We start from the raw sequence: 23,331 nt of genomic DNA on the forward strand, positions 1-23,331 counted from the left end.
TTCTTCCGAATAACCGATTAAAATTGAGCAATGATAATTACATCACTGGACAAAGTATGCGTTCTTTAATTTTTGTTAAAAAAGGTTTGATCTGTATAGCAATACTATCCTCACTTTTATTAGTGGGATGTCATTCCTCAGTAAATCAAAGTGAACCAACTACCGATACATCTATACAGACCAGCTCCGAAAGCAACCATTATCAATCAATTATTGATGCTGCTAATGGTACACCATCTGCGGAAGCTTTACGCGCCTATATTGCGCAAGAACCACTCTTAAAAGATCAGGTTCGTCACCAAAAGAATATTGATGATTTTTGGCAAATGTTAATCAATATGCCGGCTGAACAAATTCAAAAACTCGACGTTAGGGCGGATGAAAATGTTTTACAGGGTTGGGTTGATCTGCTTGATCTCTACCATAATAACTACCAAGATCCAGCGGCATTACATAATGCATTTAACGATTGGAAAATACGCTATCCAGCCAACCCAGGTGTTAAAACTTCCCCAACAGCACTAATACAAATCATTCATCACTCTTCAATCAGTAGCAACCCTAAAATTGGTCTATTCTTGCCTTTAAGTAATAATGGCAAAATATTTGCTGAAGCCATTTTACAAGGTTTCCTTGACGCCCAAAAAGGGTTACCTATTAATAAGAACGCAATAACCAGCTCATCTGAGCAAAACAATCAAAATAGTGATACTGTTCAAAGTATTATTGATTCAATTACTAACAGTAGCAATAATATAGCGCAAGAAAACAGTCTACAAACCCCATCGCTTGTTATTGACAATGCGCCTATTAATAATCAACAGGTTAAAGTATACGATACCAATACTCAATCGATTGAGACACTAGTTCGACAAGCCGAGCAGGATGGCATTACTTTAGTTGTCGGGCCATTGTTAAAACCGGATGTTCTTAAAGCTATCCAAATAGATACTCCATTAAATTTATTAACATTAAATGAATTAGATAATCATAAAATGCCGCTTAAAAATAATGTCTGTTACTTTTCTCTATCGCCAGAAGATGAGGCGATCAATGCGGCTCGCCATATTGCAAAACAAGGTAAACAAGCACCATTGCTGCTGATCCCGGCTTCACCTTTTGGGGAACGTATCGCAAATGTATTTGCTCAAGAATGGTTAAAATTAAGACAAACTTCTGTACGTAAACAAAGCTTTGGTGATATTAATAGCCTAAAAGCCCGAACTACTCAGAGTACTGGCATACGTATGGTAGGCACACCAATAGTGCTTGCCGAACAGCAATCATCAATTACCAACGATCCGGCTGAGACTATTGATGCCGTGTATATTGTGGCCACAAGTGATGAATTATCATTGATTAAACCGATGATAGATATGGCAACTGATAGTCGCACACGTCCAACGCTTTATGCTAGTTCTCGTAGTCATCAAACTGGTTTAAGTACCGATTATTATCTGGAAATGGAAAATCTGCAATTCAGCGAAATCCCTTTACTCGCTGGTGCTAATTCCGCTTTACTAACCCAAGCTAATCAACGACTCTCGGCTGATTATTCCTTGATTCGTCTTTACGCCATGGGAATTGATGCTTGGTTATTAGCCAATCATTTCAATCAACTACAACAACAAAATATCGAGTTAAATGGTGCCACAGGCAAACTAAGCGTAGATAGTGACAATTGTATTATTTTTCGTACCCTGCCGTGGTTAAAATTTCAACAAGGAAAAGTTCAGTTGATCTAATAAATTGTAAGTTAAAAGTAAAATTTATCAGTCAATAGATAAAAATAGAGTAAAATAGTGACTAAAGTGTCATCTTAACAGCATCTTCACCTGACAGATAAGGATATCCGCTATGCTTAAATCGCCAAATTTATCTTGGATACAAGGACGCCATTTCGAATACAAAGCCAAACAATTCTTACAACAGCAAGGGCTGCAATTTATTAGCCGCAATGTGAGTTTCGCGGTTGGAGAAATTGATTTAGTTATGAAAGATCAAAACATCTGGGTATTTGTTGAAGTACGTTTTCGCCGCCATGATAACTTTGGTAATGCATTAATATCAGTAACTTTAAGTAAACGAAAAAAATTACTTGCAGCCGCTAAATTATGGCTACTTAAACATAATGAAAACATAGAAACCGCTTTATGTCGTTTTGACATTTGTGCTACGACAGGAAATCAGTTTGAATGGTTACCAAATGCCTTTAGTGACTATGATACCATCCACTAATTATATGTAAGTAGGTCTTAACGTGTTGGAGAAAATAAAAGCCTGTTTTACCGAAAGTATTCAAACACAAATTGCTGCTGCTGAAGCATTACCCGATGCTATTTCTCGGGCAGCGATTATGATCGTTCACGCCTTACTAAATGGTAATAAAATTTTATGTTGCGGCAGTGGCGGCTCGGCAGTTATTGCACAACGCTTTGCAACCAGTATGATTAATCAATTTGAAGCTGAGCGTCCAAGTCTTCCCGCTTTATGTCTTAACACAGATAATGCAATTATAACCTCGATCGCTAATGGCCAAAAACCGGAAGAAGTGTATGCTAAACAAGTGCGTGCATTAGGCCAATCTGGTGATGTACTCCTGGCAATTGCTACCAAGGGTGATAGTCGCGTTGTGATAAAAGCGGTTGAAGCTTCACTAGCACGTGATATGACTATTGTGGCCTTAACCGGTCATGATGGAGGAGAATTAGCCGGCTTACTAGGCACACAGGACGTAGAAATTCGAATACCTTCGCAAAGAAGCATTAGAATCCAAGAAGTTCACCTATTAACAGTTAACTGTTTATGTGATCTAATCGATAATACACTTTTTCCGCATCAAGATGACTAAGGAGTAATAATGAGATTATTTCCTCTAATTACCATAATATGCAGTACCCTTTTGTTACAAGGATGCCTTGGTGCTGCTGTAATAGGCTCAGCGGCGGTCGCTACAAAAAGTGCGACGGATCCGAGAAGTGTAGGCCGCCAAGTCGATGATGGAACATTAGAAGCTCGCGTTAGTGCTGCTATTAACAAAGATCAAGACATTACTCGTAATGCTCGTATTATTACTACGGCTTATGAAGGTAAGATACTACTTACCGGCCAAGCGCCTGATCTTGCATTAGCTGAAAGAGCGAAGCAGATAGCAACCAAAGTAGAAGGTGTTGAAGCGGTTTATAATGAAATCCGCCAGGCAATGCCAGTTGATCTTGGTACGGCGTCTAAAGATACCTGGATAACAACCAAAATAAAATCGCAAATTCTTACCAGCGATTCGGTTAAATCATCAACTGTTAAAGTTATTACAGAAGCTGGGGAAGTGTTTTTACTTGGCATTCTAACCCAACAAGAAGGAGCTGCGGCAGCAAAAATTGCTAGTGAAACAGATGGCGTGAAACGTGTCACGACGGCATTTACTTATCTTAATTAATCTCCTTTCTCGAGCAACTTAAGAAGTTATCGCTTTGTTAACGACCCGGCAATCATTTGTCGGGTAGCAATTCTTAGCATAGTCACTAGCTGTATTTTATCTATATTAAGAGCGACTCAATATTTGGACTAGTTTTATAATAATTTAAAAAATCGTGTAGATTAACTTTAGCTACTTACCTTCAATATGAGCACTTTGTATCGAAATTTAATCACAGTTGTAAAGTGTTTAAATTGATCGATCTGGAATTATGATCACTATTTCTTGAACAACAATTTATCTTAAAAGAATATTACTCAGGGTAAATATTACGTACTCGGCAATACTGCCTGGCTGAATTGGTAGGAGCATAGCTAGCAGTGCGGTTCCATATAACTCTATTTTAAGGTAACGGTTATATTTAATTGGAAAATAACAAAATTTATAACACCTAAATTTGCTTAGACCATACATTGACTATTTTGCTAGTTTATACACAGAGGTATCGGTTTTTTGCTGAAACTTAATTAGCTATTTTACATTTAAAATAACAAAAGTTATGACCTAGCAAAAATAATAAAAAAATGAAATAATTTACCTTTGTAAATAATAAAAATCCATAAAAAATAAAATTTTCAATATTATCTACTAGCACTAAAATTAATCAGCAATGAAGTCATATTTTTTCAGAAAATTCTTACCACCTAACTGCTGCATTTGCCGCAGTATCCAAGCTTGTTTTATTAATAAACCATTAGATGGTCTTTTTACTTGATAAACTAAAGGATTTGGCAAAACCGCCGCTAAAAGAGCAGCTTCAGCTTCATTTAATTGATTTGCCTGCTTTTTAAAATAATATTTTGCAGCTTCTTCTACGCCAAAAATACCTTCACCGAACTCAGCAATATTCAAAATCGTCAAAATCCGCTTTTTAGACCACATAACTTCAATTATTGGCGTCATAATAGCTTCAATCCCTTTACGTAACCAGCTTCGTCCATCCCATAGCCAAAGATTTTTTACTACTTGTTGAGTTATAGTTGAAGCTCCTCTGACAGGTTTTTTGTTAGCCGGATTTTGGTTGATGGCGCTTTCTATGGCCTGAAAATTAAATCCCCAATGATTTGGAAAATTTTGATCTTCTGCGGCAATAGCTGCAATTAACATGTTGGGCGAGATAGCATTAATTTCCACCCAAGTGGAGCGAGATACATAAGAAAAATTTAATGATAACCAAGCATTAATTTCTCTTTCTACCATTACCATCGAACAGGGAACAGGCAAAAATTTAAAAATTACAATCGTTATTGCCAGCATGAAAATAAGATTAATAATGCCCTTTTTAACCAATGCCACAATAATAATAAGTAAGCTGACATAATTAACAGCTAGCCATTTCAATGACTTTTTTTACTAATTTATTAATCCCTTGCCATGCTTGATTGGGTGATGATGCTGACATATAAGCGGGTGTTGTTATTACTTTATTATCTTCATCAACTACAATATCATCAAAGGAACAAATAATATGTTCTCCTCCCATTTGTTCTATTTGAGCAATGGTTTTTTTATCATTGCCAATGGTTAACTTTACCGTTTTATTTAGAATTTTAGGTAGCATAACAGGTGCTATACACATCAACCCCATGGGCTTCCCTTGTTCATGTATTTTTCGACAAAATGTTAATAAATCTTTATCTATTTCACAATCACTTCCTTTAATAGCAAAATTAGATAAATTCTTTGCTACCCCAAATCCACCAGGAATAATAACTGCACTAAAGTTATTAGCATCAGCAGAGGCTAAAGGCGCTATTTTTCCACGAGAAATACGCGAAGATTCTACCATTATGTTCCTTTTTTCTTGTTTTTCTTTTCCATTTATATGATTAATAACATCTAGTTGCTCTTGATCAGGCGCTAAAAAATACATTTCAACATTGTTTTGACTTAAAGATAACATAGTGAGTACTGACTCATGGATTTCGCTACCATCGAATACACCACATCCACTTAAAATTACTGCAATAGGTTTCATTTTTGACTCCATTTGTAGTAGATTGTTACTCATTCATTTAATGTGATAACATGGAACTTAATCACAAATTTTAATGAATCTTGTAACAAAAACGATTATATTTGTTATGTTGATTGGCTGACAAAAAATCAAGATTTCTATTTTACTCACCATCTACATGCACTCATATCATAATTGGTGAGTAGAAAACGATTTCCCTGGTGTTGGCGCAATATTCGCGCACCCCAACTTCGGTTGGGGTTATTTTTTTTCAGCTACAGCTAACCATCGCTTCAAAACCTTAACATCTTTTTGCCAATCTACTTTTAATTCATCAAACCATTCTTGGATAACATCCCACCAGGCTGGCAAATCAGGGGATTGTATCTGTTGAGCTAACTGCTGGAGGTGGCGCAAACCAACTGCACCCGCAGCACCTTTAATTTTGTGGGCTTGGGCAACAATGCCATTTCGATCTTTAGCCACAATATTAGAATCTAGTAAAGATAGATATCCTGGCATCACATTTTCAAAGATCTTTATGCTGTCTTCAATCAGTTTTGGACCAACTAATTCGAAATATTGGTTAAGCATATTGAGATCTAATACCTCATCATGATTAGCAACTTTTTTTAGCGGAATGTTGATGGCATTGTTTTTACAATCAGTTAAATACTTCTCAATAATCTTTATTAATGCACTTACAGAGAGTGGTTTACTTAATACATCATCCATACCTGCCGCAAGATACTCTTTTTTATCTTTCAATACATTAGCCGTTAATGCAATTAAAGGTGGAAGTTGATTATTAGCATAGTTTTGACGAAGCTGACGTGCAATATCGAGACCGGTCATATCAGGTAGTTGAATATCCAACAAAACCAAATCGTAACGACCAATCTTGAACATTTTTAATGCATCCTTACCATTCATAGCAACATCAACGGTATGGCCTAATTTTTCTAATACAGATCGTGCGACGATAATATTTAATTCAATATCCTCCACCAAAAGGATATGCAATTTAGGTAGTAAAACAGCTTCTGGAGTTGGCATTTCAATCGTTTTTGCAACAATTGGCGCTATCACTGATACAGTGAAGCAAGATCCTACCCCTAATGTACTAGCGACCTGTATATCTCCTCCCATGCTTTGCGCTAACCGCTTAGAAACAGCAAGACCAATCCCCGTACCCGTTTCTGGCCGACCACCAGCACTACCTTTTACCTGATAGTACATAGCAAAAATTTTTTTTTGCTCTTCTTTTGGGATCCCAATGCCACTATCAATAACCTGAATAAAAAGCTGCTCATGTCCTTCATACCAAATACGAACCTTGATCTCACCTTTTTGGGTAAATCTCACAGCATTACCAATTAAATTCCATAGTATTTGGCGTAACCGTGTTGCATCGGTAATGATCTTACTCGGTAAATTTTCTTTTACTTCAAGGATAAATTTTAAATCTTTAGGTTGTACTAAAAGCCCCGATAAATTTTCAAGGTCAAAAATAAATTCATTAAAATCGATTGGTTGACTATCTAAACTAACTTTGCGCCGTTCAATCTTATCCATCTCAATAATGTCATTGAAAATATTACCTAAAGTGATGGCACTGACGTGAATAGTTTTCAAATAATTTGTCTGTTCATTGGTTAATTCTGTATCGAGTAATATACGACTCAGCCCAACAATCCCATTAAGCGGCGTACGAAGCTCATGGCTGATGGTTGAAATAAACGTTGTCTTATCCCTGCTAGCATTTTCTAACGCTTCTTGATAATGTTTACGCTCGGTTATATCGCGTCCAAACCCTACTAATCCATGACGTTTTCCCACCCGATCATAAAAAGGGACTTTACGTATTTCAAAACATGCTTTCCGCCCATCTGGGTATACCAACCATTGTTCATAGGTCAATGACACATTATGACGAAATACTTTTTCATCAGTTTCAAGTTCTTTCTCTGCAACTTCCTCACCATAAATTTCACGATAAGTTAGTCCAATAAGCTGCTTTTCACTACGACCTGTCAATAATTCCATTGCTCTATTACAACAAGAGAAATCATTATTTTCATCACGATAATAAACAAGATCAGGTGATGCATCTAAAAATGATTGTAATAATATAGACTGCTGTTCGAACTCGAGTTGTGTCTGCTCTCGACGTTTCATCTCTTTTTGCAATTTTTCTAATAATTCTAAATGCGCCTTTTGTACTTTTTCACGCTCTGCAATTTCCAAATTCAGCTGAGCAATATTCCCTTTAAGTTTGTCAGTAAGCTCAGCATCACGCTTACGCATAACTTCTAATTTATCAACCATAGCTGATAAACGACGTCGAGACTCTTCTAGTTGCTCGACAACTACAGAAAGAAAATAGACCGCCCAAGGCGTAATAATCAATCCAAAAAAGATAGAGCGAACCAAATCAATATTATGAATATTGCCATATAATAAAATATCAACCGCTATCTGTAATACCATGGCTAATACAACAAGTGCTGTGGCTAACAGTAAGGAAAATCCTATCAAGCCAAGCTTCATCATTAAATCAACATAATACTGAGCAAGTCCTTTAAGCAGCTTCATACACACTCCGATACCGAAAATCAGCTTAAATCATAACTTATATAGATAAAAAGCAGAGGGATCTAACATACATTATGAGGGATAAATTACATTTAGATTTTCATAAACAATGAATTAACTTATAAACTAAGTCTTATAATTATCAGATAAATAAAAATTTAATAAACAAAAAATAGAGATTTAAAAATAAAAAAAGGGCAGTATTTTATACTCCCCCTCAATCATAATATAACTTATTTAATAACACGTAGTGTCGGGCGTCCTTTTGGTGGCGTCGGCGGCTCATCATCAGAAGAGGAAATCGATGTTATTTCTTGCGCTTCATTTGATAATTCAGTATCACTGACAAGCACTAAATTTTCACTTTGAGCAATAGAATCACCTGCGCCACTCTCATATTCTGGCTCAGGTTCAAACATCATTCCTGCTCCATTTTCGCGCCCATAGATAGCAATAATTGCGCTCATAGGCACTTCAACATGGCGAGGAACACCACCAAAACGGGCATTGAAGCTGACGCTTTCATTTGTCAACTCTAAATTACCGACGGCAGAAGGTGTAATATTTAAAATAATCTGTCCTTTATGAGCATATTCCATCGGTACATTTACACCAAAAATATTAACATCCACAACTAAATGAGGTGTCATATTATTGTCGAGAAGCCATTCATAATGAGCCCTAAGAAGATAAGGACGACGTGGCGACATTCCTAACAACTCCATAATAAATTAACCTGTGGTAGATAAACGCATCTCACGTTCAGCTTCAGTTAGTGAAGCAAGGAAAGAGTCTCGTTCAAATACACGTTCCATATAAGAACGAATGCCCTCTGTTTCTTTTCCTTTGGGGATGTCGATATTCCAAAAAGGTAAACGCCACAAAAGGGGAGCTAAATAGCAATCAACCAGACTAAATTCTTCACTCATAAAAAACGGCATCTCTTTAAAAATTGGCGAGATTGATATCAATTCCTCTCTTAACTGCTTACGGGCAGCATCTGCTTGAGGATCTTTATTTTCAATCTTATACATCAAAGAATACCAATCTTTATCTATCCGATGCATCATCAAACGACTACTACCACGAGCCACTGGATAAACCGGCATCAATGGTGGATGCGGAAAGCGTTCATCAAGATATTCCATAACAACGCGGGAATCATACAATGTTAATTCTCTATCGACCAGCGTTGGTACTGTTTGGTAAGGATTTAGATCAATTAAATCTTGAGGCAAATTACCTGCTTCAACATTCTCAATCTCAACGCTCACGCCCTTTTCTGCCAATACGATCCGCACTTGATGGCTAAATATGTCGGTCGGGCCGGAAAACAGTGTCATTACCGAACGTTTGTTGGCAGCGACAGCCATGAAAACCTCCAAGTTTTATTAAAAAAGAACAAACAGCCATAATATAACAATAAGGCCATTCTCACATGTTTAAAACGCTTGTAAACCAATTCATTCAGTTAACAGGCATCTTTTCATTGATTCATTGAACTGCAATTAACACATGTCATTTCCACCAAATTTGGTGAGAAATAGATAAGAAATTAATGACCTATAGTCTATCAGATTTTGGTCAATATGGGGGAAAGTTTGACAAGATTTTATGATAAATGTACAAAATTAGAACAATTTTTTATTGAAAAAAATAATAATAAAAAAAATTAAATTAAGAATGGCAAGATAATATAAATTTATAATATACGAAAAACCCGCCTAAAGGCGGGCTTTATGTTAATAATTTGTTGCAAAAACAAGAAATTAACGTTTAGAGTATTGTGGACGACGACGTGCCTTACGCAGCCCCACTTTCTTACGCTCAACAGAACGCGCATCACGAGTAACAAACCCAGCTTTACGTAGTTCAGAACGTAATGTCTCGTCATATCCCATCAATGCACGTGTAATACCATGACGGATTGCACCTGCTTGACCAGAAATACCACCACCTTTAACGGTAATGTATAAATCCAGTTTTTGTAACATATCGACCAATTCTAACGGTTGACGAACAACCATTCGCGCCGTTTCGCGGCCAAAATACTCCTCAAGGCTGCGTTGATTGATAGTAATATTACCGCTACCTGGCTTAATAAAGACACGTGCGGAAGAGCTTTTGCGGCGACCAGTGCCGTAGTATTGATTTTCAGCCATTGCCTATATCCATCCCGATTAAATGTCAAGAATTTGCGGCTGCTGTGCCGCGTGGTTGTGATCACTACCCGCATAAACTTTCATTTTACGGTACATCGCACGACCAAGAGGTCCTTTGGGTAGCATACCTTTAACCGCAATTTCAATTACACGTTCAGGGTGACGGGCAATCATTTCTTCGAAGGTCGCTTGTTTGATACCACCGATATAACCAGTATGGCGATAGTAGATTTTGTCTTCACGCTTGTTACCAGTAACAGCAACTTTTTCTGCATTAACAACAATGATGTAATCACCAGTATCGACATGCGGAGTATATTCCGCTTTATGCTTGCCGCGTAAACGACGAGCAATTTCAGTTGCAAGACGGCCTAAAGTTTTTCCATCTGCATCAACAACGTACCAGTCGCGTTTTACGGTTTCTGGTTTAGCTGTAAAAGTTTTCATTAAAGCTTACCCATATATAAGTTACATGTTGGCGAACACTCATATTTTATATAAATACTTCAGCATGTTCACGCTAGTTGTGTCCAGTGAATCCTACCCCTTCGAGTAGTCAAACTGACATTAATGCAAGATTTTTGGGAAATAAAAAACTTGCTGTAACGTGGGGTGGCGAGATTATAGAGAAGTTTTTGCCAAAAATCGACCCAAAAATAAATTTTCTCAGTAATTTATTGTATTATTACTCGCTAATCAAGCTAGATGAGGTAATTTTAGGTACTCCTCACTCTGCATTTCCTGCAATCTTGATAAACAACGTTGATATTCAAAACGTAATAAATGTCCTTGGTAAAGTTTATCCATTGCAACCTCGGCATTTATAATCAACTTAACTTTTCGCTCATAAAATTCATCAATTAGAGCAACAAAACGCCTAGCTACATCTTCATGGATTTCGGACATCATCGAAACATTATACAGTAATACAGTATGATAATCTTTCGCTAAAATGATATAGTCATTTTGACTACGTGCATCTTCACATAATGCTTTAAATTCAATTGATAAAATACCTTCTGCGGTACAAATTGCCGGCATAGTACGATGATTAATCTCAAGGATAGGGAATTTATCTCCAGGTTTACCCGCTAATTTAATAAATATCTCATCCATCCTATTGCAGCTCTCTTCATCAATTGGCGTAAGATAAAGATCCGCTTGTTTCAAGGTACGTAAACGATAATCAATACCTGCATCAACATTTATAATGTCACAGTATTTTTTAATTTGTTCGATAGCAGGTAGAAAACGTGTTCGTTGCAATCCATTTCGATAGAGTTCATCGGGTGGAATATTAGAAGTTGCTATTAAACAGATTCCTCTGGCAAATAAAGCTTTTAATAACGTTGACAAAATCATTGCATCAGTGATATCAGAGACAAAAAATTCATCAAAGCATAAAACATCAGTCTGTTTTTTAAATCTCTCGGCGATAATTTCTAATGGATCTTGCTGACCTTGTAACTCAATCATTTCATTCTGTACTCGCCACATGAAGCGATGGAAATGTAAGCGTAATTTTCTGCCATCTGGTAAACTCTGATAAAAGAGATCCATCAGCCAGGTTTTTCCTCGGCCAACACCACCCCACATATATAATCCGTGGATAGGCGCACAATTCTTATATGATTTCTTAACAAATAATTGACCAATTTTATTTCTCAATGATAATTGGGATGTTCTGTTTAGTAGCTGATGATGAATAATATCTAAACGTGCTATCGTTGTGCTTTGCACCTCATCAAATTGATAATCACCGGTAGCCAAAAACTGATGGTAAAGTTTAGTGGGAGTCAGCAATGCCATTAACGTGATACTCCTTAAAAGGTCATAATTTTATTGGCCAATGAAACCTATCATAAACATTATATCGATAATTTTTCTTACTTTAATACCTCAGAATAATATGAAATCATTAGCAACAACTTTTCCTGCTTTCACTTATCTCCTTTTAACAGGTATAGTGACTGCTATAATGTGAATTTATTTCTATGAAAATAAATGTTGTTTTGTTAATGAAGGAGTCACCATGACTTGGGAATATGCACTAATCGGTCTAATTGTAGGTTTCATTATTGGTGCACTAGTAGTTCGCTTTGGCAATACCAAGCTACGTAACCAACAAGCTTTGCAAGCCGAACTTGAAAAGAAAAACCATGAATTGGAAGAATATCGTAAAGAATTAGTCAGCCATTTTGCGCGTAGTGCAGAATTACTCGATAACATGGCGCAAGATTATCGGCAACTCTATCAGCATATGGCGAAAAGTTCTCATGACCTCATGCCTGATATGCCAATACAAAACAACCCTTTTAACTACCGTTTGACTGAATCAGAATTAGATAATGATCAAGCTCCCGTTAATTTACCGCCCAAAGACTACTCTGAAGGCTCTTCTGGCTTATTTCGCTCAATGAAAGAAAAAAAAAGGTAAATTAGGTTACCTATATTAATAAAATTGCATCGTTACCTAATTTTGATGGTAGTGCATCCGCCTGATAGATCCATTTTGTTATAAAAAATTAATATCATGTAAATACATGTAAAAATACAATTACCACTATCGGTTGGCTGAACTTTTTTGCATAATTTATAGTCTTAGACCTGCTGAGGCCTTTTCTATCCAGGAAGCAAATTACCTTAAAATAAATTAGGTATGTAAGAGAATTGAATTCATGATGAAAAAAGAGAAACATTTTTTAACTATATTAGCTATGAGTATCAGTCTTTCACTCATAAGTATACCTGCAGTAAGTTATTCTGCATCAATGCCACCAGTTACTTTATCATCTGGTCAAGAATTACCTAGCCTAGCCCCTATGCTAGAAAAAGTACTTCCTGCCGTAGTTAGTATTCGTGTATCTGGAACACGTGTTCAAAATCAACAGTTACCCGAAGAATTTAAATTCTTTTTTGGGCCCAATTTCCCTTCACAGCAACAGAGTATTCGCCCTTTTGAAGGATTAGGTTCCGGGGTCATTATTGATGCTGAAAAAGGTTATATCCTAACTAATAACCATGTCATCGATAATGCTGATAATATTCAAATTCAGCTTAATGATGGCAAAGAAATTGATGTTAAACTTATTGGCCGTGATCCTCAAACAGATATCGCCTTGTTACAAATCAAAGATTCGAGCACAGCAAATCTAAAAAAATTGAACTTAATAGCGATAAAAATAGCTGACTCCGATAAACTGCGGGTTGGCGATTTTGCTGTTGCTGTTGGTAACCCTTTTGGCTTGGGTCAAACGGCAACATCCGGTATTATTTCTGCATTGGGTCGCAGTGGTTTAAATGTAGAAGGTTTGGAAAATTTTATTCAAACTGACGCTTCTATTAATAGAGGTAACTCAGGTGGCGCATTGGTTAATCTAAATGGTGAGCTTATTGGTATTAATACCGCTATTTTAGCACCTGGCGGGGGTAATATTGGTATTGGCTTTGCCATTCCATCCAATATGGCTAAATCCCTTAGCGATCAAATTATCAAACATGGTGAAGTAAAACGTGGATTATTGGGGATCAAAGGCACAGAAATGACCTCTGATGTAGCAAAAGCCTTGAATATTGATGCACAGAAAGGGGCATTTGTCAGTGAAGTAATCCCAAATTCTGCCGCAGCTAAAGCAGGCATTAAACCTGGTGATGTTTTGGTTTCAATTAATAACAAATATATCAATAGTTTTGCCGAGTTGAGAGCTAAAATTGGCACCAGTGAAATTGGTAAACAGATTACTATCGGACTACTGCGTAAAGGCAAGCCGATGGAAGTAAACGTTGTCTTAGAAGATAGTGAAACCAGTAGTACAAAGGCCGAAGTTTTAACTACTTCTCTGATGGGTGCCACTTTAAGCAATAGTACAATTAGGGGTACAAAAGGTGTCAAGGTCGATAGCGTTTCGCCTAATTCACCTGCAGCAATGCTTGGTTTGGCAAAAGGTGATCTTATTGTTAATGCCAACGAACAACGGATAGAAAATATTAATCAACTTCGTAAAATTATTGAAACTAAGCCTACCGCTTTAGCATTAAATATTTTACGTGGTGATCAAAATATCATCTTATTACTTCGTGGTAATAATATATTCAATTAATCATCCAACAAACAGGTACAATTAACTACCGTACCTGTTTTTATTTATGGTATCCTGCTATTTTATTATCTCGTTCGCTTATTACAGAATACTTACTATGTTCATCAAGCTTTTTCGTGCCGTTATTGTAGGGCTTGTTATCGCTGCTATTTTGCTAGTGACAATTCCATCTATTCGCCCAAAAGGACTCACTGATCTCCTTGACGGTAAAAAAGATGATCAACCTATTAGTTTTAGTAAAGCGGTACGTAGAGCAGCACCGGCAGTAGTCTATGTTTATAGCAGCGGTACCGGTAGTTTTTCCCAGAATGGACGCGAATTAACCGCACTAGGCTCTGGTGTCATTATGAGTAGTAATGGTTATATTATTACTAATAGACATGTCGTTAATAATGCAGATCAAATTCAGATTGCACTACCTGATGGGTTAATTTTTGACGCGTTAATTGTTGGCTCAGATAGCTTAACAGACCTGGCTGTTTTAAAAATAGACGCCGAAAATCTTCCCGTGATACCGATTAATCCACATCGTAAAGCACACGTTGGTGATATCGTGTTAGCCATCGGTAATCCCTATAATTTAGGACAAACGGTAACACAAGGCATTATTAGCGCCACCGGACGTGTAGGACTAAGCCCCACCCGCCGACAGAATTTTCTACAAACAGATGCATCTATTAATCATGGAAATTCGGGCGGAGCACTAATTAATACTGAAGGCGAATTAATGGGTATTAATACCCTCTCATTCGATCATTCAGAAAATGGTTTTACACCTGAAGGGCTAGGTTTTGCTATTCCAACTGAATTAGCAGCTAAAATTATGGAAAAACTTATTCGCGATGGACAGGTGATCCGCGGCTTTATCGGTATCACTGCGCGGGACTTACCTCGTATTCGCTCTAACAATAACGATATTAATCAAATTAAAGGGTTACGAATTTTCCAGGTTGCGCCAAATGGTCCAGCAGAAAATGCTGGTATTCAAGTCGGTGATATTATTATTTCTGTTAATGGCCAGCCGGTTATCTCCGCTGCTGAAACCATGGATCAAGTCGCTGAAATTAATCCTGGCAGTATCGTCCCAATCGTACTACTACGCAACGACAAAACAATCACTGTTCACGTTAAAATCGAAGAATACAATGAAGGAAAATCATTACTACAATAAGTAAGAACCAGTAATCTAACTAAGCTACTGATTTTTACCTTTGTACAATAGTGGGTTATTTTTTATCTGCGCTAATACGCTCTATATTTGCCCCTAAACTACGTAGTTTCTCTTCTATTCTTTCATATCCACGATCGATATGATAAATCCGATCAACAATTGTTTTTCCTTTCGCGACACAGCCTGCCAGCACTAAACTAGCTGATGCCCGCAAATCCGTAGCCATTACTTGAGCACCCATAAGTTGTTTAACACCATGACAAACAACGGTATTTCCTTCTATTTCCGCATGGGCTCCCATACGGATCAACTCTGGGATATGCATAAAACGATTTTCAAAAATAGTTTCCGTTATTGTACTAACACCTTCAGCCACCAAATTAAGTAAGCTAAATTGCGCCTGCATATCTGTTGGAAAGCCAGGATGCGGCTCTGTTCTGATAGTCACTGCTTTTGGTCGCTTACCATGCATATCCAGTTGGATCCAGTCCTCACCAATTTCAATCTCTGCCCCCGCTTCCCGTAATTTAGCTAATACTGCATCCAATGTAGCCGGTTTAGTATTGCGGCAAATAACTTTTCCACCAGAGATAGCAGCGGCAACAAGGAAAGTTCCTGTTTCAATGCGATCAGGTAAAATTCGATAAATACCACCACCTAAGCGCGCTACACTGTCAATAATAATGCTGTCGGTGCCCGCACCCGTAATTTTTGCTCCCAATGAATTTAAAAAGTTAGCTGTGTCTTCAACTTCAGGTTCACGAGCGGCGTTTTCAATGACGGTTTTTCCCTCTGCTAGGGTTGCAGCCGTCATTATAGACACAGTGGCGCCAACACTAACCTTATCCATAACAATATTGGCGCCTTGCAAACGACCCTCAACCGAGGCTTTAACATAACCTTCGTCTAAAGTAATTTTTGCGCCAAGTTGCTCAAGTCCAGCAATATGCAAATCTACTGGACGTGCACCAATCGCACATCCTCCCGGTAAAGACACCTGACCTTGACCGAAACGAGCAACTAATGGTGCCAAAGCCCAAATAGATGCACGCATCGTCTTGACTAATTCATAAGGAGCACAAAATTTATTAATACCACGTGCATCCACAAAAATAGCACCATTACGTTCAACTTTGGTACCTAACTGATTAAGTAATTCAATTGTTGTATCAATATCTTTTAACTTTGGCACATTTTGTAATTCAACGGGTTCTTCTGCCAATAATGATGCAAACAATATCGGTAGTGCTGCATTTTTTGCACCAGAAATCGAGACCTCTCCCATCAAACGAGTTGGTCCTTTTAATCGAAACTTATCCATCAAGAAATTCTCTATGAGTAATATTTATATTATTAATGCAGAAGTATAGTCTTAAAAACCATTGAGCTTACGATCTCTTGTCCATTCTGCAGGGGTATAAGCTTTAATTGATAATGCATGAATCCGATTATCTGCAATATATTCCATTAGCGGCGCATAAATCACTTGCTGCTGCTTAATCCGACTCATGCCATTAAACATTTCACCAACAGCAATTATTTGAAAATGGCTACCATCGCCATTGACGATCACTTCATCAAGTTTCAATTGTTCTATTAATACTTGCTTTATTTCATTTGTATCCATAATTAAACTCAATTCTAACATTAAAAGATAATGTATCTATCCTAATCGATCTATTATCTACTGCAAATCAAGCAAACGCCCTTGGCATAAAAAATGCGCAAGAGCGACTGCTTTATATATAAGCTAGTTTTAAAATTTATAACCTGATTAGTTTATAAAACTCTCAAGTTTATAAAGCCTGATAAGCGTATTAAAACGTTCACTAATACCTTCAAATACCAATTTATTCTCTGACCGCTGTTCTGACTTTAACCTAACAAACATAGCAAGTCCGGTAGAATCGATATGAGATAACTGGGAAACATTAATTGCATTGATACCTTTTAGTAACTGATTTCTCTGTTGCCAAAAAGCAGGCAAAGTATCACGATCAAGCTCACCATTTAAAATCAACGTATTACCATTCTGCTCCCAGGTTAATATAAGTTTCATGATTTTTTATTTTCCAAGGTGATCGGATTTTTTGCGCTACTGAGCAATTCTTGCGTCAAGCCGTCAATACCTTTGGTACGTAAAATATTAGCCCACTCATTTTGTTTAGTGGTAATTAAACTGACGCCTTCAGTAATCATATCATAAGCTTGCCAATAGCCTGTTTTACTGTTTTTACGCCATTGAAAATCAAGACGCACAGGAGGTCGCCCCTGTGGATCGGTAATCGTTACCCGAATAGCAACTACATTCCTATCACCTAGTGGTTGTTCAGGCGCAATTTGATATTGTTGACCATGATACATTGCCAAAGCCTGGCCATAAGCCTGTTCCAAATAGGCTTCAATTGCTTGAAAATAAGCATCCCGTTGTGAAGGCGTTGCACTACTATAATAAGATCCTAAGACTAATGCGCCAGCATATTTAATTTGGACATAAGGCATAAGTTCTTCACGAACAACCCTGCGTAAGTAATCTGGATTTTGCCGGATCATTGGTTGCTCATTTTTTAAGCGTGTAAAAGTTCTAGCGGCGGCTTCTTGCATCAGTTTATATGGGTTGGTTTGATCTATCGCCATCGCAAACGGAGCAACCACTAATAAAGCCACTATTAAGAAACGTTTAAGCATAAAATAGGTTCCTTCTCGTCATATTAGATTATTCATTATGGTGTCGCGGAAGATTTTTCGTTATTGCCGGAAACTGAGCTTGCCCTATTTGAACGATTAGGATCGCCACTTCTATATAATAATTGCCCAATTAAATCTTCCAATATTATGGCCGATTTCGTATCTTCAATGCGTCCACCTTCTTTAAGAAAGGTAACGCCCATATCTGGATCATAAAAACCCACATTCAGTGCTAAAAACTGTTCACCTAATAATCCAGCGGTGAGTATTGATAATGAGCTGGTATCAGGAATATTGTCATATTGACTAAAAATCGCTAAGGTAACACGTGGAGTATAAGTTTTCTTATCCAACATAATATCGACTATTCGGCCAACCACAACACCACCTATCTTTACCGGTGAATTGACTTTCAATCCACCTACATTGGTAAAAGAAGCTGTAACTTTATAAGTCGGTTGATTTCCAAATGATTTAATATCTGCAACTTTTAAACACAAAAAGACAATCGCAGCTAATGCAATCAAAACAAATAGTCCAACTAGAATTTCACTTTTCTTACTTTGCATGAATTAATTCCCAAACATCAGTGCAGTAAGCACAAAATCTAAACCCAACACAGCTAATGACGAATGTACAACAGTTCTGGTTGTTGCGCGACTGATCCCTTCCGATGTTGGGATTGCATCATAACCATTAAATAAAGCGATCCAACTGACCGTAAAAGCAAATACCACACTTTTAATAAAACAGTTGAGAATATCCTTTTTCCACTCAATAGCAGATTGCATCGATGACCAAAAAAAGCCCTCATCAATTCCTTTCCAATCGACACCAACTAGTGCACCTCCTAATATGCCCACTGCGACAAAAATCAATGCCAGTAATGGCATACTAATTAGCCCAGCCCAAAAACGCGGCGCAATCACTCGGCGTAGAGGATCAACTGCCATCATTTCCAAACTTGAGAGCTGCTCTGTGGCTTTCATGAGTCCTATTTCTGCTGTTAATGCAGAACCCGCTCTGCCAGCAAATAAAAGCGCTGTCACTACCGGCCCTAATTCCCTTAATAAAGAAAGGGCTACCATCATGCCAAGACTGGACTCAGCACTAAACATGGTCAAGACTAAATATCCTTGTAAACCAAGTACCATGCCAATGAATAATCCCGATACAGCAATAATTAATAAAGATAAGACTCCTACATTGTAGAGCTGTTTTATTAATAATGGCCATTGTTTTGCAAATTCAGGTCTACCAAATAAAGCCCGAAATAACAAATAGCCTGCACGGCCAAATGTCGCCACCACAGCCAATGAACGACGGCCTAATGCTGCTAGTGTATCAATTAGTATCATCCCATTACCCTAATAAATCTGCTGCATAATTTCCTGCCGGAAACTTAAATGGTACTGGACCATCTGCTATACCATCAAGAAATTGCCTAACCCGCGCATCCTTATTTTGTTGCAATTCTTTCGCTGTACCTTCAGCAATGACATGTTGCTCTGCAACAATATAAGCTTTATCCGCTATACTTAACACTTCTGGTACATCGTGAGAAACAATAACGCAAGTAATACCTAATGCCTGATTAAGTTCATCAATAAGTTTAACCAAAACCCCCATGGTTATCGGATCTTGCCCAACAAAAGGCTCATCAAATAGAATTAATTGTGGGTCAAGGGCAATAGCCCGTGCTAACGCGGCTCGTCTTGCCATACCGCCTGATAATTCAGCTGGCATAAGATTGGCTGCGCCTCTGAGTCCAACAGCTTCTAGCTTCATCGTAACAACTGTTTGAATAATTTCTGCTGCTAAAACAGTATGTTCACGTAAAGGAAAAGCAACATTGTCAAAAACATTCATATCAGTAAACAAGGCACCAGACTGAAACAACATACTCATTTTCTTTCGAGCGGCATAAAGTTCTGTGCTTGATAGTGTTGGAATATTAACACCATCAAACCAAATTTCTCCCTTATCTGGCCGTAATTGTCCACCAATCAAACGTAGCAAAGTTGTTTTTCCAATACCTGATGGCCCCATAATTGCCGTAATTTTTCCCCTGGGGATCGTCAAGCTCATATCGGTAAAAATCGGCCGTTGACCCCGAATAAAAGACATATCTTTGATTTCTATGATATTATCTACAGACTTCTTCATGACGATAATAGCCTTTCTGTCTAACTATCATTTAAGTATATTTACTCAGTATGGAACATATTACCTAAAAACTACCATATATTCGCTATCAATATTATTGCCAATTTTACTTTTGCTCATTACATGGTCACAATAAACAAATTCTCAAATGTCATCATAGTGAAAAATGCTATTTTTTTAATAATATGATGTACGGATAATACAATGTTGGCTGTAATATAAAACGAATGATATGAAAAAACAGCCTTACCAAAGAGCTATTAACCCATATAATTAAATTACTTATATCAAATTGGTAAATAAAAATGTCGGAAATTGATTTTCAAAAAACAGCAAAAAAGGTATTGGAAATTGAACGTAGTGGACTTGCCAATCTGGAGCAATATATTAATGATGATTTTAACCAAGCTTGTGAGCTGATTTTCACATGTGCTGGCAAAGTGGTAATTATGGGGATGGGAAAATCAGGCCATATTGGCCGTAAAATTGCAGCCACATTAGCCAGTACTGGAACACCTGCATTTTTTGTCCATCCAGGAGAAGCTAGTCATGGTGACTTAGGCATGATTAGCAGTAAAGATATTGTTCTAGCTATTTCTAACTCCGGTGAGTCAAATGAAATATTAGCACTCATTCCGGTGTTAAAACGCCAACACATTGCGCTAATTTGCATGACAAAAAACCCTGCAAGTAGCATGGGCAAAGCGGCAGATATTCACCTTTGTATCAAGGTGCCACAAGAAGCTTGCCCATTAGGTCTAGCGCCAACAACAAGCACAACTGCGATGCTCGTTATGGGAGATGCCATTGCTGTCGCTTTACTTGAAGCTCGTGGTTTTACTGCTGAAGATTTTGCACTCTCTCATCCCGGTGGCACATTAGGACGTAAACTTTTATTAAGAGTGAGTGACTTAATGCACACAGGGAAAAATATTCCTAATGTCCCGAAACAAGCAACATTACAGCAAGCATTAGTGGAAATTACGCACAAAAAACTTGGCATGGTGGTGATTTGTAACGAAGATATGCAGATTGAAGGTATTTTCACTGATGGTGACTTACGACGTGTCTTTGCAATGAATATTGACTTAAATAATGCCAAAATTGCCGATGTAATGACAACTGGGGGTATTAGAGTAAAACCTGATATGCTAGCGATTGACGCCTTAAATTTGATGCAACACCACCATATTACTTCATTACTGGTAGCAAAAGCAGATAAACTTGTGGGTGTTATTCATCTGCATGATCTTCTGCAAGCTGGCATCATATAATTATTGGAAATAATACATGAATGATCACAATAAAATAACAACTTGTTATGGCCCAGTAGAACAGCATATTGTTGAAAAAGCACGTCTGATAAAATTACTCATTTGCGATGTTGATGGTGTTATGACAGATGGCTTAGTTTATATGGGAAATAATGGTGAAGAGCTAAAAGCATTCAATGTAAAGGATGGTTACGGTATTCGTTGTTTACTAACCTCAGCGATTGAAGTTGCCATTATTACCGGGCGAAAAGCCAAATTATTGGAAAATCGTGCCAAAACGCTCGGTATCAATTATCTTTACCAAGGGCAAAGTGAAAAAAATTTAGCTTATAATGACCTGATGACCCGATTAAAACTCCAACCTCAACAAATTGCTTATATTGGTGATGATTTAATTGACTGGCCTGTCATGTCCCAGATAGGGCTTTCGGTTGCCGTAGCTGACGCGCATCCAATGTTGTTAAGTAAAGCGCATTATGTTACATATCAAGCAGGAGGCAAAGGTGCGGTACGTGAAATATGTGATCTTATCCTGCTTGCTCAAGACAAGATAGAAAATGCCCACGGTTTATCAATATAGGCAAAAATGAAACAACATGAGCAAATTTAAGTTTTGTCTTAACATTATATTAACACTGATTGTTTTAGCACTTATTGGCTGGAACTTAGCTGATTTTAATCAATCAAAAACGCCTGCTATGATTGATAACAGTCAACCAAATTATCAAACTGGCAATGCCGTTACCCATGTCTATGATCCAATGGGTAAATTGGCTTATAAGTTGATAACGGATGAGACACACCACTTTTCCAGCAATAAAATCACTTGGTTCATTAATCCAGTATTAACAACCTACGACCCAAAGAGTATCCCAACTTGGGCCATACGAGCCAATAAAGCTAAATTAACAAATGACAACATGCTCTATTTATATGGTAATGTTCAAGTAAATAGCTTAAATCCAACTTCAGATTTACAAAAAATTTTGACAGAAAATGCCATCGTTAACCTAATTACCCAGGATGTTTCATCCAATGATAAAGTCACGGTAATTGGTATCGGTTTACGATCAGTGGGTATGAAAATGCGCGGTAATATGCGAACCCATACCGCAGAGTTAATTGAAGATGTTAAGACCTATTACGAAATCCCAAATAAGCAGACCGCTCCCGAAGGAAACCACTAAAATGATATTGGCAAAAAAGATTTTCCTTAATATAGCACTTACTAGCTCAATATTTATATTAAGCTTGCCAGCAATGGCGCTGAAAAGTGACTCTCAACAACCCATTCAGATTGATTCAGTCAAACAGTCACTTGATTTAGAAAAGAATATTACTACATTTACAGAAAATGTTGTCATAAAACAAGGTTCTATAGATGTTCGAGCTGATAAAGTCGTTGTTACTCGTCCAAACGGCGATGCTAAAAAAATGGTTGTCGAAGCCTATGGTACGCCAGCGACCTTTTATCAATTACAAGATGATGGTAAACCAATCAAAGGCCACAGCGATAAAATGCGTTATGAAATGGAAAAAGAGCTGGTTATTTTAACGGGTAATGCTTATCTTGAACAACTAGATAGTTATATTAAAGGTGACAAAATTACCTATTTAGTCCCAACCCAACAAATGGAAGCGTTTAGCGATAAAGGGAAACGAGTAACAACCATATTGTTACCTTCCCAATTACAAGAAAAAGGCCCTGGTGTGAAAAACACAAATGATAGTAAGAGTAAATAA

General features: G+C 37.4%; 26 protein-coding genes. 11 read left to right on the forward strand and 15 right to left on the reverse strand.

The features are described 5' to 3' along the window. Positions 1-56: 56 nt before the first annotated feature. The 4 genes from LDL57_RS13785 to dolP all read left to right on the forward strand — a co-directional run bounded on the left by LDL57_RS13785 (position 57) and on the right by dolP (position 3,436). Positions 57-1,745 (forward strand): penicillin-binding protein activator, encoded by a 1,689-nt coding sequence (locus LDL57_RS13785; RefSeq protein ID WP_180559420.1) that lies wholly within the window; start codon positions 57-59, stop codon positions 1,743-1,745. Positions 1,746-1,857: 112 nt separating this feature from the next. Then, positions 1,858-2,238 (forward strand): YraN family protein, encoded by a 381-nt coding sequence (locus LDL57_RS13790; protein ID WP_180559419.1) that lies wholly within the window; start codon positions 1,858-1,860, stop codon positions 2,236-2,238. A gap of 22 nt (positions 2,239-2,260) precedes the next feature. Continuing rightward, the gene (diaA, locus tag LDL57_RS13795) at positions 2,261-2,851 is read left to right on the forward strand and encodes a DnaA initiator-associating protein DiaA (protein ID WP_026821383.1); all 591 of its coding nucleotides are present in this window, start codon (positions 2,261-2,263) and stop codon (positions 2,849-2,851) included. A 9-nt stretch (positions 2,852-2,860) separates the two neighbouring features. Continuing rightward, positions 2,861-3,436, forward strand: a complete 576-nt coding sequence (gene dolP / locus LDL57_RS13800) for a division/outer membrane stress-associated lipid-binding lipoprotein (RefSeq protein ID WP_180559418.1) — start codon at positions 2,861-2,863, stop codon at positions 3,434-3,436. A 639-nt stretch (positions 3,437-4,075) separates the two neighbouring features. On the opposite strand, the gene mtgA is transcribed toward dolP, so the two are convergent. The 8 genes from mtgA to zapE all read right to left on the reverse strand — a co-directional run bounded on the left by mtgA (position 4,076) and on the right by zapE (position 11,998). Then, positions 4,076-4,816, reverse strand: a complete 741-nt coding sequence (gene mtgA, locus LDL57_RS13805; RefSeq protein ID WP_225506148.1) for a monofunctional biosynthetic peptidoglycan transglycosylase — start codon at positions 4,814-4,816, stop codon at positions 4,076-4,078. Continuing rightward, positions 4,797-5,453 carry an isoprenoid biosynthesis glyoxalase ElbB gene (gene elbB, locus LDL57_RS13810; protein WP_225506155.1) on the reverse strand — a complete coding sequence of 219 codons (657 nt, stop codon included), beginning with the start codon at positions 5,451-5,453 and terminating at the stop codon, positions 4,797-4,799. Before elbB ends, mtgA begins: the two co-directional genes overlap by 20 nt. Before the next feature lie 240 nt (positions 5,454-5,693). Continuing rightward, positions 5,694-8,027 (reverse strand): aerobic respiration two-component sensor histidine kinase ArcB, encoded by a 2,334-nt coding sequence (gene arcB, locus LDL57_RS13815; RefSeq protein ID WP_225506157.1) that lies wholly within the window; start codon positions 8,025-8,027, stop codon positions 5,694-5,696. 233 nt (positions 8,028-8,260) lie between these two features. After that, a complete protein-coding gene (sspB, locus tag LDL57_RS13820) occupies positions 8,261-8,752 on the reverse strand; it encodes a ClpXP protease specificity-enhancing factor (protein WP_180559415.1) in 492 nt (163 codons plus the stop codon). 6 nt (positions 8,753-8,758) lie between these two features. Then, positions 8,759-9,400 (reverse strand): stringent starvation protein SspA, encoded by a 642-nt coding sequence (gene sspA / locus LDL57_RS13825; protein WP_180559414.1) that lies wholly within the window; start codon positions 9,398-9,400, stop codon positions 8,759-8,761. 396 nt (positions 9,401-9,796) lie between these two features. Beyond that, a complete protein-coding gene (rpsI, locus tag LDL57_RS13830; RefSeq protein ID WP_026821376.1) occupies positions 9,797-10,189 on the reverse strand; it encodes a 30S ribosomal protein S9 in 393 nt (130 codons plus the stop codon). Between the two features lie 18 nt (positions 10,190-10,207). Then, positions 10,208-10,636, reverse strand: coding sequence for a 50S ribosomal protein L13 (gene rplM, locus LDL57_RS13835; protein WP_180559413.1), 429 nt, complete (start codon positions 10,634-10,636; stop codon positions 10,208-10,210). A gap of 249 nt (positions 10,637-10,885) precedes the next feature. Then, on the reverse strand, positions 10,886-11,998 hold the full coding sequence (zapE, locus tag LDL57_RS13840) for a cell division protein ZapE (RefSeq protein ID WP_180559412.1): 1,113 nt from the start codon (positions 11,996-11,998) through the stop codon (positions 10,886-10,888). Positions 11,999-12,221: 223 nt separating this feature from the next. Between zapE and zapG the strand changes: the two genes are divergently transcribed. From zapG to degS, 3 genes are all read left to right on the forward strand, one after another. Then, the gene (gene zapG / locus LDL57_RS13845; protein WP_180559411.1) at positions 12,222-12,626 is read left to right on the forward strand and encodes a Z-ring associated protein ZapG; all 405 of its coding nucleotides are present in this window, start codon (positions 12,222-12,224) and stop codon (positions 12,624-12,626) included. Positions 12,627-12,870: 244 nt separating this feature from the next. Then, positions 12,871-14,289, forward strand: coding sequence for a Do family serine endopeptidase (locus tag LDL57_RS13850; RefSeq protein ID WP_180559535.1), 1,419 nt, complete (start codon positions 12,871-12,873; stop codon positions 14,287-14,289). Between the two features lie 97 nt (positions 14,290-14,386). Then, positions 14,387-15,460 carry an outer membrane-stress sensor serine endopeptidase DegS gene (gene degS / locus LDL57_RS13855; RefSeq protein WP_180559410.1) on the forward strand — a complete coding sequence of 358 codons (1,074 nt, stop codon included), beginning with the start codon at positions 14,387-14,389 and terminating at the stop codon, positions 15,458-15,460. A gap of 55 nt (positions 15,461-15,515) precedes the next feature. Here the strand turns inward: degS and murA are convergent, their stop codons facing one another. The 7 genes from murA to mlaF all read right to left on the reverse strand — a co-directional run bounded on the left by murA (position 15,516) and on the right by mlaF (position 20,314). Next, entirely contained in the window at positions 15,516-16,781 is a 1,266-nt protein-coding gene (gene murA, locus LDL57_RS13860) for a UDP-N-acetylglucosamine 1-carboxyvinyltransferase (protein WP_180559409.1), read from the reverse strand. 51 nt (positions 16,782-16,832) lie between these two features. Beyond that, the gene (gene ibaG, locus LDL57_RS13865) at positions 16,833-17,087 is read right to left on the reverse strand and encodes a BolA family iron metabolism protein IbaG (protein WP_180559408.1); all 255 of its coding nucleotides are present in this window, start codon (positions 17,085-17,087) and stop codon (positions 16,833-16,835) included. Between the two features lie 147 nt (positions 17,088-17,234). Further along, positions 17,235-17,519: a lipid asymmetry maintenance protein MlaB gene (gene mlaB / locus LDL57_RS13870; RefSeq protein WP_225506160.1), complete on the reverse strand. Its 285-nt coding sequence runs from the start codon at positions 17,517-17,519 to the stop codon at positions 17,235-17,237. Continuing rightward, positions 17,516-18,148: a phospholipid-binding protein MlaC gene (gene mlaC, locus LDL57_RS13875; protein ID WP_180559406.1), complete on the reverse strand. Its 633-nt coding sequence runs from the start codon at positions 18,146-18,148 to the stop codon at positions 17,516-17,518. The genes mlaB and mlaC overlap by 4 nt, the downstream gene beginning before the upstream one ends. A 35-nt stretch (positions 18,149-18,183) precedes the next feature. Further along, positions 18,184-18,717, reverse strand: coding sequence for an outer membrane lipid asymmetry maintenance protein MlaD (mlaD, locus tag LDL57_RS13880; RefSeq protein ID WP_180559405.1), 534 nt, complete (start codon positions 18,715-18,717; stop codon positions 18,184-18,186). A gap of 3 nt (positions 18,718-18,720) precedes the next feature. Further along, positions 18,721-19,503, reverse strand: a complete 783-nt coding sequence (gene mlaE / locus LDL57_RS13885; RefSeq protein WP_180559534.1) for a lipid asymmetry maintenance ABC transporter permease subunit MlaE — start codon at positions 19,501-19,503, stop codon at positions 18,721-18,723. 7 nt (positions 19,504-19,510) lie between these two features. Then, positions 19,511-20,314, reverse strand: coding sequence for a phospholipid ABC transporter ATP-binding protein MlaF (mlaF, locus tag LDL57_RS13890; RefSeq protein ID WP_180559404.1), 804 nt, complete (start codon positions 20,312-20,314; stop codon positions 19,511-19,513). Positions 20,315-20,619: 305 nt separating this feature from the next. On the opposite strand from mlaF, the gene kdsD reads away from it, so the two are divergent. Genes kdsD through lptA form a run of 4 tightly spaced genes read left to right on the forward strand, consistent with a single transcriptional unit; the run spans position 20,620 to position 23,331 of the window. Continuing rightward, on the forward strand, positions 20,620-21,588 hold the full coding sequence (gene kdsD, locus LDL57_RS13895; protein ID WP_180559403.1) for an arabinose-5-phosphate isomerase KdsD: 969 nt from the start codon (positions 20,620-20,622) through the stop codon (positions 21,586-21,588). Between the two features lie 16 nt (positions 21,589-21,604). Further along, positions 21,605-22,168 (forward strand): 3-deoxy-manno-octulosonate-8-phosphatase KdsC, encoded by a 564-nt coding sequence (kdsC, locus tag LDL57_RS13900; protein ID WP_180559402.1) that lies wholly within the window; start codon positions 21,605-21,607, stop codon positions 22,166-22,168. Positions 22,169-22,184: 16 nt separating this feature from the next. Then, complete coding sequence (gene lptC / locus LDL57_RS13905; protein WP_180559401.1) at positions 22,185-22,775, forward strand: LPS export ABC transporter periplasmic protein LptC; 591 nt, start codon at positions 22,185-22,187, stop codon at positions 22,773-22,775. Between the two features lies 1 nt (position 22,776). Then, a complete protein-coding gene (lptA, locus tag LDL57_RS13910; RefSeq protein WP_225506165.1) occupies positions 22,777-23,331 on the forward strand; it encodes a lipopolysaccharide ABC transporter substrate-binding protein LptA in 555 nt (184 codons plus the stop codon).

Origin of the sequence: Arsenophonus apicola, from assembly GCF_020268605.1 — a bacterium.
Classification (GTDB): domain Bacteria; phylum Pseudomonadota; class Gammaproteobacteria; order Enterobacterales; family Enterobacteriaceae; genus Arsenophonus; species Arsenophonus apicola.